The sequence below is a fragment of the Catenuloplanes nepalensis genome, from assembly GCF_030811575.1.
Taxonomy (GTDB): Bacteria; Actinomycetota; Actinomycetes; order Mycobacteriales; family Micromonosporaceae; genus Catenuloplanes; species Catenuloplanes nepalensis.
Window position 1 is genome coordinate 1,185,529 of sequence record NZ_JAUSRA010000001.1, and the last position, 17,201, is coordinate 1,202,729.

Annotated in this window: 7 protein-coding genes and 3 pseudogenes; all 10 read left to right on the forward strand. The window is 70.9% G+C overall.

Translation table 11 applies throughout. The features are described 5' to 3' along the window. The first annotated feature begins 56 nt into the window (after positions 1 to 56). On the forward strand, positions 57 to 4,250 hold the full coding sequence (locus J2S43_RS04990; RefSeq protein ID WP_306827368.1) for a non-ribosomal peptide synthetase: 4,194 nt from the start codon (positions 57 to 59) through the stop codon (positions 4,248 to 4,250). A gap of 4 nt (positions 4,251 to 4,254) precedes the next feature. Then, positions 4,255 to 7,197: pseudogene (locus J2S43_RS42435) on the forward strand (condensation domain-containing protein); the annotation flags it as partial. 171 nt (positions 7,198 to 7,368) lie between these two features. Continuing rightward, positions 7,369 to 8,544, forward strand: a pseudogene (locus J2S43_RS42440) (amino acid adenylation domain-containing protein); the annotation flags it as partial. Positions 8,545 to 8,565: 21 nt separating this feature from the next. Further along, positions 8,566 to 9,870: pseudogene (locus J2S43_RS42445) on the forward strand (SagB/ThcOx family dehydrogenase); the annotation flags it as partial. Continuing rightward, a complete protein-coding gene (locus tag J2S43_RS05000) occupies positions 9,867 to 11,282 on the forward strand; it encodes a condensation domain-containing protein (RefSeq protein ID WP_306827370.1) in 1,416 nt (471 codons plus the stop codon). The pseudogene J2S43_RS42445 and the gene J2S43_RS05000, both read left to right, overlap by 4 nt. Further along, on the forward strand, positions 11,279 to 12,208 hold the full coding sequence (locus J2S43_RS05005) for a phosphotransferase (RefSeq protein ID WP_306827371.1): 930 nt from the start codon (positions 11,279 to 11,281) through the stop codon (positions 12,206 to 12,208). The genes J2S43_RS05000 and J2S43_RS05005 overlap by 4 nt, the downstream gene beginning before the upstream one ends. A gap of 61 nt (positions 12,209 to 12,269) precedes the next feature. After that, positions 12,270 to 13,856: a radical SAM protein gene (locus tag J2S43_RS05010; protein WP_306827372.1), complete on the forward strand. Its 1,587-nt coding sequence runs from the start codon at positions 12,270 to 12,272 to the stop codon at positions 13,854 to 13,856. A gap of 28 nt (positions 13,857 to 13,884) precedes the next feature. Then, a complete protein-coding gene (gene ureB / locus J2S43_RS05015; protein WP_306827373.1) occupies positions 13,885 to 14,628 on the forward strand; it encodes an urease subunit beta in 744 nt (247 codons plus the stop codon). Continuing rightward, complete coding sequence (locus tag J2S43_RS05020; RefSeq protein ID WP_306827374.1) at positions 14,625 to 16,298, forward strand: urease subunit alpha; 1,674 nt, start codon at positions 14,625 to 14,627, stop codon at positions 16,296 to 16,298. The genes ureB and J2S43_RS05020 overlap by 4 nt, the downstream gene beginning before the upstream one ends. Positions 16,299 to 16,346: 48 nt before the next feature. Beyond that, positions 16,347 to 17,174: a 2OG-Fe(II) oxygenase family protein gene (locus tag J2S43_RS05025; RefSeq protein ID WP_306827375.1), complete on the forward strand. Its 828-nt coding sequence runs from the start codon at positions 16,347 to 16,349 to the stop codon at positions 17,172 to 17,174. Positions 17,175 to 17,201: the final 27 nt, after the last annotated feature.

Genomic DNA, 17,201 nt, shown 5'->3' on the forward strand with positions numbered 1-17,201 from the left:
CAGCAGCGACTGACAGCTCGCAAGACCTGGACCAGCACTCGGGAAGGAACACTTAGGTGACCGACAATTCCGCCACCGCTGCGATCGTGTGGTCGCTGGCCGCCGGAGGCGCCACGGCGCTGCGACCGGCGCTGGCCCCCCAACACCTCGCCCCGCGGCCACCGCGGCCGACCGGCCCGCTCTGCCGAGTGCGTCTGACCGGTTTGATCGATCCCGCCCGGCTGCAGGACGCGGTCACCGCCATGTTCGCCACCCACCCGGCGCTGCGCCAGCAGCTGATCGACACCCCGGCCGGGCCGTGCCTGCTGACGAGCGACCACGTCAGCCCCAGTCCCGCGGCAGACGTATCCGCTGAACCGGCACCCGGCCCGCTGGCGCAGCTGGTTCGGGAAACCGACGGCAGCTTCCATCTGACACTTACCCCGGGACCCTGCTCTGTTGACGAAACCGGGCTGCTGCGCGCAGTGACCACCGCCGGCACCGTCTACCGCGGTGAGCTGCCTGAGCCGGAGAGCATCAGCCCGCAGACCGCCGACGAATTCCTCGCAGGTCTGCGGGAAGACCCCGCCGCCGCGGGGCAGCGCCTGCACTGGCGCGGCTACGAGCAGGACCTGCTCGCGCCGCAGCTGAGCCGGGCGCTGATGCTGCACGCCACCAGCCGCCCCTGCGTTTCGACCCCGGTTCCGATCGATGCAGCCGACCAGCAGGCGTTGCGCCGGGCCGCCGCCGATCTGGGCATCGGCGTCGACGCGATCGTGCTGGCGGTGTGGCGCGCGTTGCTGCTGCGCGTCGCTCCCGATGAGAACGGATCGCTGGCCCTGTTCGTGCCCGGGCCCGCCGGTCAGCTGCCCGGCGTCGTCGGGCAGCTGGGGCGCCGTGTACCGCTGCCGATCCACGTCCCGGGCAACACCGCCGGCGGCGCTCTGCTGCCCGCCACCGCGGCTGAGATCGCTGAAAGGCACGAGAGCGGTGACTTTTTCGCCGGCGCGCCTGCCGGCGGCTGGACCGTCGGGCTGCACACGATCACCCACCCCGGACCCGCCTTCGGCCCGGAGGTCGCCGCAACGGTGCTGGAATGCTTCGCACCGGTCGAAGCGGTCCGGCTCGACCTGCGGCTGCTCGACACCGGCACCCAGCTGAACCTCAATGTGCTCGAGAGCGACGACGCCGGGCGGCCAGCCCGCACCGCGACGCTGGGCACCCTGCTGGCGGCGATGCTGCACCGGGCCGCGCACCACCCGGGCGAGCGGATCGAGGTCCCCGAGGCCCTTGCCGCAGCGCCGCTACACGGGCAGCAGCACACTGTTGACGGCACGCTGATCTCCGCCTTCATCGATCAGGCCGGCCGTACCCCACGGGCGGTCGCCGCCCGCGACGACCAACGGCAGCTCACCTACGACGACCTGCTGACCGAGGTGCTGCGGCTGAGTGGCCTGCTTGCCCGCTTCGGAATTCAGCGCGGTGAGCGGATCGCGGTCTTCATGAACCGGCACGTACACCTGCTGGTCTCGGCGCTGGCCGTCATGCACCGCGGCGCCGCCTTCGTCCCGATCGACCTCGCTCAGCCGCCGGCCCGGGTCGCGGAACTACTCAAAGACGCAGGCCCGGCCCTGGTACTGATCGACCGCACCGCCGCCGGTACCCTTCCCGGCGGTTGGCACTCCCACTTCGTAGACGACTCGATCCCGGTCTCGCTCGACACCGGCCCAGAAGAGATCGACCGACCGGCCGGGCCCAGCGACACGGCCTACGTCATCTACACCTCCGGCTCGACCGGCATCCCCAAAGGCGTACCGATCCGCCACGGCGCCCTGGTCAACTATCTGCAGTGGGCGGCACGCTGCTACGACACCGATGTCGGCACCGGCACCTTGGTGCACTCGTCGATCGCCGTTGACATGACGATCACCAGCCTGTTCTTGCCGCTGCTGACCGGCGGCACGGTCACCCTGCTGCCCTCCGACGAACCGGCCGACCTGGTCACCGCGCTACGCGCCAGCCGGGACCTGAGCCCACTCAAACTCACCCCGGGCGGGCTAAGGCTAGTGAACTCCCTGATGGAGCCTGCTGAGCTGAGCCGAGCCGTAGCACACCTGGTCATAGGCGGGGAACAACTGGGCCGGCAGGTCCTCGCGGACCTACCCGCCGGGTTGAAAGTCACCAATGAGTACGGGCCGACCGAGGCCACCGTCGGCTGCTGCGCTCACACTTTCGAAGCCGGCGATGACACCGGTGACCCCGTCGCGATCGGCCTGCCCATCTGGAACACCGAGCTATCGGTGCAGACCGCCGACGGTCGCCCGGCGCTGCCCGGCATCGCCGGGGAGCTGGTCGTCACCGGCGCCGGAGTCACCGAGGGCTACCTCAACTCCGGCACCGACCTGTCCGCCAAGTTCTCCGTCACCGCCGCCGGCGAGAACTCCTACCGCACCGGCGACCTGGTGTTCCGGCGCCCGGACGGGCTGCTGCAGATGACCGGCCGCCTCGACGATCAGCTGAAGATCCGCGGATACCGGGTAGAGCCCGCCGAGATCGAAAGCGTGCTGACCAGTGCGCTCGGGGTGTCCGCCGCGGCGGTGGTCGTCACCACCGCCGCCGGCGGCCAGGTCTTGACCGCCTTCCTGGTACCTGGCCCTGGTGCCCCGGACGATCTGGCCGAGCAGGCGCGCGCCGCCGCGCAGACGCGGCTGGCGTTCTACGCCCGGCCCGACCGGATCGTCGTGCTCGAACAGCTGCCCCTGCTCCGCAGCGGGAAAGTCGACCGGCAGGCGCTGGGGCACTGGCAGCCCGACGCGGACGCCGGCGGCGCTCCCATCGAACCTGGCGACCCCATTCTGTCCACGTTGTCCACACTGTGGGAGGAACTTCTCGGCACCGCCCCGCAGGGCCTGGACGCCAACTTCTTCGCCGCCGGCGCCGATTCCATCACCGCGGTCATGCTGACCGCCCGCGCCAGCCGACACGGCTTGAGACTGGCCGTGCGCGACGTGATGGAACAACGCACCCTGCGCGCGATAGCCTCCGCCACCCGCGGCGCAGCGCCGCGGCGGGCCGCGGTGGACGGGCCTGTCCCGCTCAGCGCCCACCAGCGGGGGGTGCTCACCAACTCTGCGGCGCCGTGGGACGGCTGGACCCTGCGCTGGATCGCCGAACTGCCCGCCGGCACCGAGCCGCAGGATCTGCAGGACGCCACGACGGCCGTGCTGCACGAGCACCCGGCTCTGCGCACCGTATTCACCCCTGGCCTGCAATGGCGTGCCCGGACCACCGAACCGCCGCCGGTGGTCATCGAGACCGCCGATCTGAGCGGGCTGGCCGGCTGGGACCGCGACCACGCGGTCGCTGAGGTGCTGCGCCGCTGTGAGCGCCTGATCGACCTGCAGTCGCGGCTGTTACAGGTCGCTCTGCTGCGCGACGGGGACACCCGACAGGCCGCGATCGTCGCCCACCACCTGGCCTGCGACGTGGTCTCCCTGCAACACATCGCCGCCCGCCTCGCCGAACCCGCCACCGGACGCCCCCAGCCAGACGAAGCGGTCGACGACGGCTACCTGGACTGGCTCGAGCACAGTGCCGCCGGTTTCCCGACCTGGTTCCCCGGCCCGCAGCCGGGCGCCGCTCGCCCGAGCGTGCACACCACCTCGCTACCGGCCGAGCAGTCCCGGCAACTGCTGGCCGCTTTTCCCGGCCGCGCCGCCGCAGCGGTACTGGCTGCGCTGACCGTCCGCGCCGTCACCGACATACGCCCCGATCTGTCCGCCGCCGCCTGCGTTGAGCTGCACGGCCGCGATAGCCTCGCCACCGACCTAGCCGGCGCCGTCGGCTGGTTCACCGAGTTCCGGCCCCTGTCCACCTCGATCGCAGCCCTCGATGACCTGCCGACGCTGAGTGCCACCTGGACAGCGCAGCTGAACCAGCCCGCCCCGGCTAAGAGCCTCGTGCACCTGCCACCGATCGCCGTGAACTACCTCGGCGAACTGGCTGCAGCACACCCCGACCTCGCCAGTCAGGGAGCCCCACCGGCCCTATTCCCGCTGGAGGTCGTGGCCTGGATGCACGCCGACGGGTTGCAGGTGCGCTGGCGCTACGACACCACCTTCATACCGGCTGCCGTGCTGGACCGCATCTCGTACTCACTGCACCGGCACGCCGCCGACCTGGCCACCACCACCGCCCGCCCGGCAGTACCCGGCGCCAGCGATATCGACCCGGCCGATCTGCAACGCATCGTCGACTCCTTTGAAGGATGAGCGCATGACGCAGGCCACCATCACTGCGATCCATCCCACCACGGCGGTGCAGCAAGGCTTCATCCTCAGCGCCCTGGCCGACGGTCAGAGCACCGACGAGGCCCTGTTCGTCGAACAGGCGGTGCTGCCGCTGGACGGCCCTCTCGACCCGCAGCGGCTGCAGAACGCCGTCGAGGCCATGGTTGCCGCGCATGAGATCCTGCGCACCGGTTTCGCCTGGGAACTGACCGGCGCACCCCGCCAGGTCGTCACCGCCACCGCCAGGGTGCCGCTGCAGATCCTCGACAGCCGCGGCCACGACACCACCCAGCAGCAGGACGGGCTCGAAAACTTGCTGGCCGGGCAACGCCGCACCCCGTTCGACCTGACCCGGCCGCCCCTGCTGCGGTTGGCCCTGCAGCACCTCGGCGACCAGCGGCACCGTCTGATCTGGACGCACCACCACGCCATCCTCGACGGCTGGGCCCAGCTGCACCTGGTACAGGACCTGATCGGTCGCTACCACGACGGCGCAGCGGCAGCCGAACCCGCCGGGCAGCACGACATCACACCGTTCGGCGCATACGCGCGTTGGCTATCGGGGCAGGACGACAGCGCCCACCGCCGCTACTGGAACCAGCAGTTGGCCGGCTACCGCCCGCTGAACGAGCCGCAGCGCAGAAACCTGGCCAGCGGTGAACCACGCTTCGGCCACCACCGGCTCACCCTTTCACCTCAGCAGAGCGCCCAACTGCACCGCGATGCCCGACGGCTGGCTACCACCCCCGCCACCCTGTTGATCGGCAGTTGGGCACTGATCTGCGCCCGGCTGCGCCGCCGCCAGGACATCGCCGTGGGCGTCACCGTCTCCGGGCGCAGCGGAGCGTTCCCGGACGACGAAGCCCTGATCGGTCCGCTGGCCGGCACCGTCGCCGTCCGCGTGGACACCGGCCCGCAGGCCGCGACCGGATCGTGGCTGCACGAGCTGACGAACCGGCTCGTCGAAGCCGACGAGCACACCCCCATCGACCCCGGCGTCCTGCACCACGCCGCCGGCGCCACCGCCGGTACCCGCCTGTACGACAGCGTCATCTCGATCGCCAACTACCCTTTACGGACCGGTGGCGGCGCACCCGGCGAACTCACCCTCGACCTTGGCGGGGTGCGAGGCGAAGGCGGCCGGACCCGCAGCAGCCTCGCGGTGGTCGCGGAACTGTTCGATGGCGTCACCCTGCGGCTAATCGCCGACCGCAGCACCGTCCCCGACGGACTGGCCAACGCCGTGCTGCGCGCCCTGCCGAACGTGCTGACCCGGCTCGGTGGCAATAACCTGGGCACCCTCGCCGCCGCCCTCGAGGTCCTCGACGATCTGCCGCAGTTTGCCGAACAGGACCGGATCGACGCGGCTGGTCCGGTGCCTGGCACTCACGACCTGGTCCTGACCATCGCGGCCCAGTTCACCGACATCCTGGGTCGCCCGGCCGGGCCCGGCACCGACTTCTTCGCCGCGCACGGCCACTCCCTACTCGCGCTGCGTCTGCTGGCCCGGCTGCGCGACACCCTCGCCGTCGGCCTCACCCTCAAGGACCTGATCACGTATCCGTCCCCGACGGCGTTAGCCGAGCGGATTCGGGAGCTGTTGGGCGGTGCCCCCGACGCGGCCGAGCCGCTGCCGGACCTGATCCCGGACCCGGATGCCGGCGCCAAGCCGTTCCCGCTGACCGGCATCCAGCAGGCCTACTGGACCGGACGCACCGGCGACTTCGCCCTCGGCGGTGTCGACTCGCACCTCTACACCGAAGCGGACCTGCCCGGCCTGGACCTCGAACGGCTGGAGTCCGTCTGGCAGCAACTGATCGCACGGCATCCCATGCTGCGCTGCCAGATCACCGGCGACGGCCGCCAGCAAATCCTCGAAGACGTGCCCGCCTACCGCATCGATCGCCATGACCTGCGCACCAGCACACCGCAGAACGCCGAGCAGGCAACTGCCGGTATCCGGGAACGTCTGGCCCACGCGCATCGCGACCCCGGCCGGTGGCCGCTGTTCGCCGTCGAGGCAGCCCTGCTGCCCGACAGCGCGACTCGCCTGTTCATCAGCGTCGACATGCTCATCGGTGACGCCCTCAGCTGGCAAATTCTCTACCAGGAAGCCCGCACCCTCTACGACGAACAGGCGGCCGAACTTCCCGCCCTGCAGCTGAGCTTTGCCGACTGCGTGCGCTACCTCGACACGCTGCGCGGCAGCGGCCGCTACGGCGCAGACCGCGACTTCTGGCGGTCCCGGCTTCCTGAGCTGCCCGATGCCCCGGCCCTGCCGATCGAGTCGGCCGAAGGCGAACCACGTTTCACCCGCCACCAGCTGCGCCGCAGCGCCGCCGACCTGGCCGGCCTGCGCGCCGTGGCCGCCGCGCACGGCGCCACCCTGTCCGTGCTGCTAATGAGCGTCTTCGCCGACAACCTGCATCGGTTTACCGGCAGCGACCGGTTTCTACTCAACACCACGGTTTACCACAGGCCTCCGGTACATCCGCAGATCACTGCGGTCGTCGGTGACTTTACCTCCACAGTGCTGACCGACGTGCGGCTCGACGAGCCCGTGTTCGCTGACCGGCTGCGTGCCGCGCAACGCCGGCTGTGGATCGACCTTGACCACGTGCTCTACAGCGGCGTGGACGTCCTGCGGGATTTGGCCGAGTGGCGCGGTGACCGCACCGGCGCGACCGCGCCAGTCGTGTTCACCAGCACCCTCGACGTGACCCGCGATGACCCCGGTGGCCGCCCGCTGCCCGGCACCATCGGCTACGGGCTGGGACAGACCCCGCAGGTGATTCTGGACTACCAGACCTACGAGGCCGACGGCGAACTGGTCATCAACTTCGACTACCGCGACGGTGTGCTGCCCGAGGGCTACGTCGATGCGCTGGCCGCCGAGCACGCCGCCGCCCTGCAGGCGCTGATCGACGACCCCGCCGCTGCCGGGCGCCGCCAGCTGACCGAGGCCGGCACAGTGCCGGTACTCGCCGAGCCGCTCGGGGCGCCCCAACTGCTGCACGAGCCGGTCCTGCGCCAAGGCGTCGCCGACCCGGCCCGCACTGCTGTCATCTGCGACGGCGTGCGCACCAGCTACGGTCAGCTGCTGCGCGACGCCCACCGGATCGCCGACAACATCACCGCCTCGTGCGCGCCTGGGGAACTGGTCGCCCTGCTGTTTCACCCCGGCGCCGAGCAGGTCGCCGCCGCCTTGGGCACCCTCATCGCCGGCTGCGCCTTCGTCCCGCTCAACGCCGGCTGGCCACAGCAACGCATCGACGACCTGCTGAACGCCGCCGACGCCCGCACCGTGGTCACCACCGAGCCGGTCGCGGCCGCCACGACACTGCCGGAGAAGATCACCGCCATCGTGGCCGGACCGCACAGCCCTGCCACCTTCGCGCCCGGCGACACCGAACCGGAGCCCACCACGCCTGGCGACACCGATGCTGCCGCCGGGCGGCGGGACGCGGGGCCGGGCGATCTGGCCTACGTCATCTACACCTCCGGCTCCACCGGCAAACCCAAAGGTGTGATGATCTCCCACCAGGGGGCGCTCAACACGATCCTGGACATCAACCAGCGCTTCGCGATCACCGCCGACGACCGGGTCCTGGCTGTCTCACCGTTCACGTTCGACCTGGCCATCTATGACCTGTTCGGGCTGCTCGCCGCTGGCGGCACGATGGTGATCCCCACCGCGGCGCAGCGCACCGACCCCGCGGCCCTGATCAACCTGATCCACACCGAAGACGTCACCGTGTGGAATTCGGTACCGGTTCTGATGGACCTGCTGACCGGCGCCCTGCCGGCCGGCTCGGACGCCGTGGAGTCCCTGCGGGTCTGCCTGCTCAGCGGCGACTGGATCCCGCTGCACCTGCCCGACGTCGTCCGCGCCGCCGCCCCGGGCTGCCACGTGATCAGCCTCGGCGGCGCCACCGAAGGATCAATCTGGTCGGTGCTCTACGAGATCGGTGAACTCGACGAACGGTGGACGAGCATCCCGTACGGCACCGCCATGTCCGGGCAGAGCATCCAGGCCCTCGACGACCAGCTGCGCCCGTGCCCGGTCTGGGTGCCCGGGCAACTGCACATCGGCGGGCATGGCACCGCTCTGGGCTACTGGCGGGCCGAGGAGCTGACCGATCAGGCGTTCGTCTTCGACGGGCGCACCGGAGGGCGGCTGTATCGCACCGGTGACTGGGGACGGCTGCTGCCTGACGGCACCCTAGAGTTCCTCGGCCGCCGCGACGACCAGGTCAAGATCCGCGGATACCGGGTGGAGCTTCGGGAGGTCGAATCCGCGCTGGCCGCCGTCGACGGCGTGCGCCAGGCAGCCGTCGTCGCGGTCGGCGGGCGCACCGACCGAAGACTGGCCGGCTTCGTCGTCACCGACTGCGACCCGGCTGCTGTCCGCGAACACCTCAGCCGCGTTCTGCCCGCCCACATGCTGCCTGCGACACTCGCGGTTCTGGACGAGTTGCCGGTGAACGCCACCAGCAAAGTCGACCGCAAAGCTCTGACCGTGCTCGCCGCCCGTACCGAACCCGCCACCCCCACCGGCTCCGCTGGTAGTGGTGGTGCCGGGAACGGCTCCGGCGCTGGGGCCGGTGGGCAGCATCAGGCTCAGGCGGCCGGCACGGGCAGTGCGGCCGAGCAGGCCGTGCTTCAGCAGTTGCACGCCCTGCTGGGAGAGTACCCCGCAGCGGACGACGACCTGCTCGACCGCGGCCTGACCTCGGTCGACGCCATCCGGCTGGCCAACCTGGTCGAGAAGCACACCGGGCAGCGGCCGAGCCTGAAAACCTTCTACACCGAGCCGACCCTGCGCACCCTGCTGCACGGCAGCGACTGGGAAAGCGCCCCCACACCACAGCGGACCGGCGGCCGGGGCCCGTGGGACGGCTGGCAACTGCTGCAGGACACTGAAGCCCGGGCGGCGTTCCGGGCCGGGCGCCCGCACCACGGCGACGCCCCGGCCGAGCGGGTACTGCCCGCCCGGGAACCGGCCGACCTGCCTGAACGCCGGCTGCGGCGCAGCCCCCGCACCTTTTCCCCGCGCGCCGTCGCCGGACGGGACCTGTCCACCCTGCTGGACTGCCTGCGCCGGGTCGACCTGGGTGATCGCCTGGCCCACGGCTACCCGTCCGCCGGAGGCCTCTACCCGGTCACCGTACGGGTGAACGTGCGTCCGGGCCGCGTCGACGGCGTTCCCGGCGGCCTCTACACATACCATCCCGACGCCCACGACCTGATCCTGCACCTGTCCGGTGTCGACCTCGACCAGGACATCCACCTGGGAGACGTCAACCGGCCGGTCGCCGCTAGCGCCGCGTTCACCCTGTTCTTGACCGCCGACCCGGCTGACATCGCCCCGCTGTATGGCCCGGACGCCGAAACTCTGGCGCTACTCGACGCCGGCTACATGGGACAGCTGTTGTGCCGGCACGCCCTGGACGCCGACCTCGCCCTGTGCCCGGTGCACGGCGTGGACTTCGACGCCGTCCGCTGGTTGCTGCCCGACGGCGACCGGCAGGTCCTGCTGCACACCCTGCTCGGCGGCATCGCCGACCCCGCGGCCGGACCGACGAAAGCAGGATCGCGATGACCACCACTTCGATATCGTCGCTGCCGGTCATCGAAGCGGCCCCGCTATCGCCGGGCCAGCAACGCCTGATCGCCGCCGAGTTCGTCGACCCTGACGGCGCCTGGCCGCCGCCGGGGACCGCGACCCGGATGCGGCCGCTGGACACCGGCGCCGTCCTCATCGAAGGTCCGCTTGAGGTCGCCGCTCTGGGCGCCGCCCTCGATGCCCTCTCCGACCGGCAATCGGCCCTGCGTACCGTGCTGCGGCAACTACCCGACGGCACCGCCTTGCAACTGGTCCTGCGCCAAGGCCGTGTCCCGTTCACCCGCAGCACCCTGCACCTGGCCGACGGCGAGAGCCTGCCCGAAGGCCCTGGCCTGGCCGCCTTGGCCGGCCCGGGTGACATCGACCCGCGCCAAGGCCCGCTGTTTCGCGCCCATCTGGTCGAGTTGGGCGACGGCCGGCACATCCTGCTGCTGCAGATTCACCACACGGTCAGTGACGGCTGGTCCATCTCCGTGCTCTACCGCGACCTGTCGGCCCTCTATAACGCCGCGGTGACCGGCGACGCCCCCGATCTGCCGCCGCTGCCGCACAGCTTCGCCTGGTTCGCCCGCCAGATGCACACCGAGCGATCCGGCGACGCCTACGCGCGGCAGCGGCGCTACTGGCGTACCCGGCTGGCCCCACCGCTGGCGCCCGTGCCCGTGCCCGCCGATCCGGCCCGCACCCACCCGGTCGATGTGCTGCCGGTCACCGTCGCCGCGCCGGTCGTCGCGGCGCTGCGCGTCGCCGCCAGGTCTGCGGACAACCGCGGCGGCGTCGCTGGAGCTTTCCTGGCCGCACTGGCCCTGGTCCTGCACCACGCCGGCGCAGGCGACGACATCCGCATCGGCACCATGATCTCCAACCGGGCCCGGCCCGACACCGAGAACCTCATCGGCTACTTCGTCAACACCACCGTCATCCGCCTGCGGGTCACCCCGCAGACCACCGCCGGGCGGCTGGTCACGGCAGGCACCCTGGCAGTGACCGAGGCGATCGAGAACCAGGCACTGCCGATACAGGACATCGTGCAGGATCTGCGCGAGAGCGGTGCCCTCGGTAACGGGGCGCTGTACGACACCACCGTAGCGCTCAACACCATGCGCGAAGGGACCATGCGCCTACACGGTCTGCACTGCCGTGACCTGGACGTTGAGGCCCGCGGACCCCGCGAAGCGCCGACCTCCATCGTGCAGCGCTGGGTGTTGGAGGAGATCGGCGGGCAACTGGGCGGCACCCTCACCCACCGCACCGACGTGCTGAGCAGCGGCGCGGCCCGGGCGGTCCTGCACAACCTCGGCCTGGCCATGCAGGCGGTCACCGACCGCACCGCCGTGGCCGCCGACATCCTCGCCGGCTTCGCCGAGATCCCCCGGAAACAGCCATGACCGTCCCCGTCGCGACCGACGACCTGCGCTGCGCGGACGCGCGGGCCCTGGCCATCGCCTACGGGCTGCGCCTGACCGCCGCCCGGCCGCTGCCCGGAGGCCTGGAGAACACCCACATCGTCCTGGACACCACCACCGGTTCGGTCGTGGCCACGTGCCTGCACAAGAAGAACCATGACCAGGCCGGCGCCTACGCCATTTTCCTGCAGCAGGTGGCCGCCCTACCCGCACTGCGCGTGCCCCGACTGCGCCAGCGCCTCGACGGTGGCTGGGTCACCGACCTGCGCGACCGCCCGGTAATCGTCTGCGACCACCTCGCCGGGCACCGCCCCGACCAGCTACCCGAGCCTCACCTGCATCAGATGGGACGGATCCTGGCTGACCTGCACCGGCACACCACTGATCTGACCACTGCGCTTACCCCGCACCTGCGTATCACCCCCACCGAGACGGAAACTCTGCACGCCATGTACGCCCCGCTCGGGTCGTGGGCTCGGCACACCTGGGATGCCGTCGGCGACGTGCCGCAGCGCGCCGGGCACCGCTCGTTCATCCACAGCGACCTGTTCCCCGACAACCTGCTGCTGCAGGATGGCCAGGCCCCGGCTCTGCTGGATTGGGAGGACGGCTGTCGCGACCTGAGCGCACTCGACCTGGGCGTCGCTGTCCTCGGCCTGTGCAGCCCTGGACGGTTCCTGCCCGAACGGGCCCGGCTGCTGCTAACCGGCTACCGCGACGCGCACGGCCCCGGACTCGACCTGGATCTAATCCGCGACGCCGCCCTGTACGCCGCCGTCCTGATCACCCTGCGCCGGCAACGGTGGCAGGCCACCGGGCGCCTGAGCGCAGAGCCTGCGCGGTCGGCGACGGCGATGGCCCGCACGGGCGCCGCCGTCGCCCGGCTCTGGCCCTCCGCCTGCCCCTGACCTGGCAGCGCCGCCGCCCTGCGGCGGTATCCGGTCTTCCCCGTACCCGAAAGGTCCCCCGATGACCCGCGACAAGGTCCTGGTTCTAATCCCGCCCAACTCCAACATCGTGATCTCCGGCCGGTTGCTGACCGTCACCAATCCAGCGGAGCACAGCGACTGGTCCGACTTCCTCTGCCTGGGCGTGCTGTCGCTGGTCTCCGCCCTCGCTCCCAACCCGGACCTCGACCCCATCTACCTCGACGGCACAATCATCGAACTAGACGACGTGCTGAACTACATCACCGACAACGCCGGCAGCATCCTGGCCGTCTGCATCGGTATGCTCACCGCCAACTACGAGGCGGGCCGGATGATCGCCCGGCACACCAAAGCCGCCGACCCACGCATCGTCACCATCGCCGGCAACGACCACTTCAGCTCCCTGACCGGCCCCTGCATGCGCGCCGCCCCGGAACTGGACTACGGCTTCGCCGGCAACGAGATCGTCACCGTCTTCGCCGACTTCATCGGCGCGCTGCGGCACGGCAAGCCGATCGACCCGGCTGCCTACCCGGGCCTGGTGCACCGCACCGCCCACGGCGTGCAGCTCACCGACCCGCACCGTGAACCGGTGTTCGCCAGCTACGACTACAGCCTGGTCGACCGGGCTTTCCCGCACACCAGCCACTACACGGAATTCTTCGGTCACCGCATCGCCCCGCGCATGCAGGAACTGACCGGCCGGGCCGTGACCGCCGGTGTCCCAGTCGAGATCGGCCGCGGTTGCGTGAAATTCGCCGCCTCCGACGCCTGCTCGTTCTGCTCGATCCAGCCCGGTCACCTGTGGCGCAACCAGCTCACCCCGCAGCAGGCATGGGGAGCCATCTCCGACGCCTGCGCCAACGGCTACGACTACCTCTACCTGACCGCCGACGAACTACCGCTGACGTTCGCGCAACTGCTGACCGGGATGGCCGCCGCACCCCCGGCCTGGTGGTCATCGCTGAGCGAGCACGACAGGCCGTTCATCGTCGGTTACGGCCGCGCCGACGGCATCGCCGACGAACGCCGCACCGCACTGCTGACCTCCCTCGGCGTCAGACAAATCATGATCGGGATGGACGCCGGCGCTCCGGTATCGCTGGCCGCCATGAACAAACCGCTGCGGGCACGCCGCGGCAACCTGCTCGCCGAGGCAGAGAAGCTCTACCGGCAGAACTCCGAGGCCATCACCGTCGCGCACGACAACGGGCTGCTGATCCGGGCCGGATTTGTGGTCGGGCACCTCGGGATGACGCGCGAACTGCTGCAGGAAAACCTGGAGCGCATCCTCGCGCTGATCACCGAAGGCGGCCGGCTGGGTGTCTTCTCCGCCGTCGACACCGAGGTGCTCTCCCCGCAGCCGGGCGCCAAGGACTGGACCTACCTGATCGACCCCGACGCCGCCTGGTCCGCGTCGGTACGGCTTGGGCTGGGCATCGCCGACGAGGCGACCCGCAAACAGATCGCCGGCCGGTGGGCCGAACAGGACGTGGTGACCCCGGAGGAGGCGATGCGCGACTACACCACCGCATTCATGCCGGAACTGAGCTTCGACGACCTGGCCCAGGCCCGGCGCACGATCCGCGAGCACGCCAAAGCGTGCGGCGTGGTCATCGGCGAATGACCCGGCGCTGCGAACAGGAATGACGACGATGCTGCTGACCCCCACCGAAACCGATCGGCTGCTGCTCTACCTGGCCACCCTGCTTGCCCGCGAACGGCTACAGCGCGGCCTGCTGCTCAACGTCCCCGAAGCCACCGCCATGATCTGCCACGCCGCCTGCGAGACCGCACGCGACGGCGGCCGCCTCAGTGACGCCGTGCACGCCGCCCGCGCCGCCCTACGCCCCGAGCAGGTCCTGCCCGAGGTCCCGGCCGTCCTCGACGAGATTCAGGTCGAGGCGGTCTTCGACGACGGCACCAAACTGATTGTTGTGCACCGGCCGCTGGGCCCCGCCACCCCCGGCGGGCCCGGTGAGATCCTGCCCGGCCCGGCCCCGCACGACGCCGACCGGACCACCGATCGCGTCCGCACGCAGGTGGTCAACACCGGCGCCGCCGCGATCAGCGTCACCTCGCACTATCACTTCTTCGAGGCCAACCGTGCCCTGGCCTTCGATCGGCCGGCGGCCTTCGGCCGGCGCCTCGACCTGCCAGCCGGCAGCTACCTGCGCTTCGAGCCGCACATCAGCACCCCGGTATCGCTGATCCCGATCCGCGGCCGCCGGCAGATCATCGGCTTCGCCGGTCTGGTCGACGGCCCGCTAGATGAGCCCGGCGCCCGCGACGCCGCCGTCCACCACGCCCGCGCCGCCGGCTACCTGGACACCACCGACCCCGCCTTCACCTGGCCGTCCGGCACCGGACCGGCCGCTGACGAGGAGAACCGCACATGAGCTCCTTCGCGCCGTACACCCCGGTCGCCGGGCCCGAGCCCGGCGACCGGATCCGGCTGGCCGACACCGGCCTGACCATCCGGGTCACCGGCGAGCGCCGCCGTGCGGACGAGCAATTCCTCGCCGGCTACGCCAAGACCTTCCGCGACGGCATCGGCTCCCAGGCCCGGCTCACACCGCAGACCTGCGACCTGATCGTCAGCAACGTGATACTGCTCGACCCGGTGCTGGGCATCCGCAAGGCGTCCATCGGCATTCGCGACGGGCGCATCGTCGCGGTCGGGCAGGCCGGTAACCCCGATACCGCCGACGGCGTCGAGGCCGTTGCCGGCACCGGCACCACTGTGATCCCCGGAGAAGGCATGATCGCCACCCCGGGCGTCGTCGACACCCACGTGCACCTGTGCTCACCCCGAGTTATGCAGGCCGCGCTGGCCGCCGGAGTGACCACCGTGGTCACACAGAACTTCGGGCCCACCTGGGGCTGCGGGGTAAGCACACCGACCGAGGCGCGGCTGGCCCTGCAGGCGTTCGACGCCTGGCCGATCAACGTGGCCGTGCTGGCCCGCGGTTCGTCCTCCGATACGGGACCGCTACTGCGCGCCCTGGAGTACGGCGGCGCGTCCGGTTTCAAAGTGCACGAGGACATGGGCGCGCACGCCCGCGCCCTGGACTGCGCACTGAGCGTGGCCGAACAGCACGATGTGCAGGTGGCGTTGCACAGCGACACTCTCAACGAGGCGATGTTCGTCGACGAGACCCTAGCCGTCACCGACGGACGGACCCTGCACGCCTTCCACGTCGAAGGCTGCGGCGGCGGCCACGCCCCCGACGTCCTGCGCCTGGCCGGGGTGCCGCACATCGTCGGCTCCTCGACCAACCCCGGGCTGCCCTACACCCGTGACACCGCCGACGAACACCTGCACATGATCGCCACCGTGCACCGATTGGATCCCGCCGACCCCGAATGCCTGCGCCTGGCCCACGACCGGATCCGGCCCAGCACACTGGGTGCCGAGGACGTCCTGCACGATCTAGGCGTCATCCCGATCACCTCGTCGGACTCGCAGGCCATGGGCCGCATCGGCGAGACCGTGCGGCGCACCTTCGCCGTGGCCGCCAAGATGCGCCGGCTCGATACCGACCCGCCCGGCGACGACAACGACCGTGTCCTGCGCTACCTGGCCAAACTCACCCTGAACCCGGCGATCGCGCACGGCATGAGCCATGAGATCGGGGCGCTGACCCCCGGCCGGCTCGCCGACATCGTGCTGTGGCAGCCCCGCTACTTCGGTGCCAAACCCCACCTGGTACTCAAGGCCGGGTACCCCGCGTGGGGTGCCACCGGTGACGCCAACGCCGCCACCGAAACCGCCCAGCCGCTGGTGCTCGGCCCGCAGTTCGGCGCCTACGGCGCCACCGCAGCGGACCTGTCCGTGGTGTTCGTCAGCCGTGCCGCGGCCGACAGCGCCGCCGACACCCTCCCGACCCGGCGCCGACGGTCGGCCGTACACGGCACCCGCGGCATCGGCCTCGCCCAGATGATCCACAACGATCGGGCGGCGCAGGTCCGGGTCCAGCCGGACACCGCCACTGTCACCCTCGACGGCTCTCCCATCAGCTCACCCGCCGCCGAGAGCACCGCGCTGAGCCGGCTCTATTTCCTGTAACGGAGCCGGCCCCAGGCGGCCGGCTCCACTGAACGCGAGGAGAGACCCATGTCCCCTACGGGCACCACGACCGCCGAGTTGCTGCACGAAGGACGCTGCACCGTGCCGCTGTCGCGGCCGGCTGCAGCGGCGCTCGACGACGTGTACGCCGAAGCGCAGCGGTTCTTCAGCCAGGCCGAAGACGTCAAACTCGCCCACGGCAGCGCCGACTTCAACTTCGGCTACCGGCCGTACGGCCGTCAGTATTCCGTCACTCCCGATCGGCCGGACGAGAACGCGTCCTTCACTTACTGGGCCGGCGACCCGGCCACGGTGCCGCAGCACCGGGCGCCCACCGTCACCGGCTTCCTGCGCGCCCTGCACACCTACTGGGAGGTCGTCACCGAGACCGCCGAGACTGTCCTGGCCGACCTGGCCGGCCACTACGGCCGCACCGAGCCGCTGCCGTTCCGCACCTCCTCCTACTTGGAGATCAACTGGTATCTGCCGGACTCCGAACGTGACCTGCTGCAGGACCGCCACGAGGACGGTCACCTGTTCACCCTGGCGACCTCCGACGGCCCCGGCCTGGAACTGGAGATCGACGGTCAGATGTGCACCTGCAACCGGGAGCCGGGAACGCTGCTGGTGATGCCTGGCAGCGTGCTGACCGCCATGACCGACCGGCAGATCCCGCCGCTGTACCACCAGGTCCGCAACTATCACCTGCCACGGCGGACCACGGTGCTGCTGCTGGTCAACCCGCCGCTGGACCGCCCGGTCGCCCCGTACGCCGGGGATCCGGAGGGGTTCGACGCGGCGAGCCTGGCTAGGCACAGCGGGTCGATGTTCGGCCTGCCACCCGCCCCGGTGCTCGACGCCGTCGACCGGCCCTGACCCCAAGCGCCGCGGACCCGGTCCCCA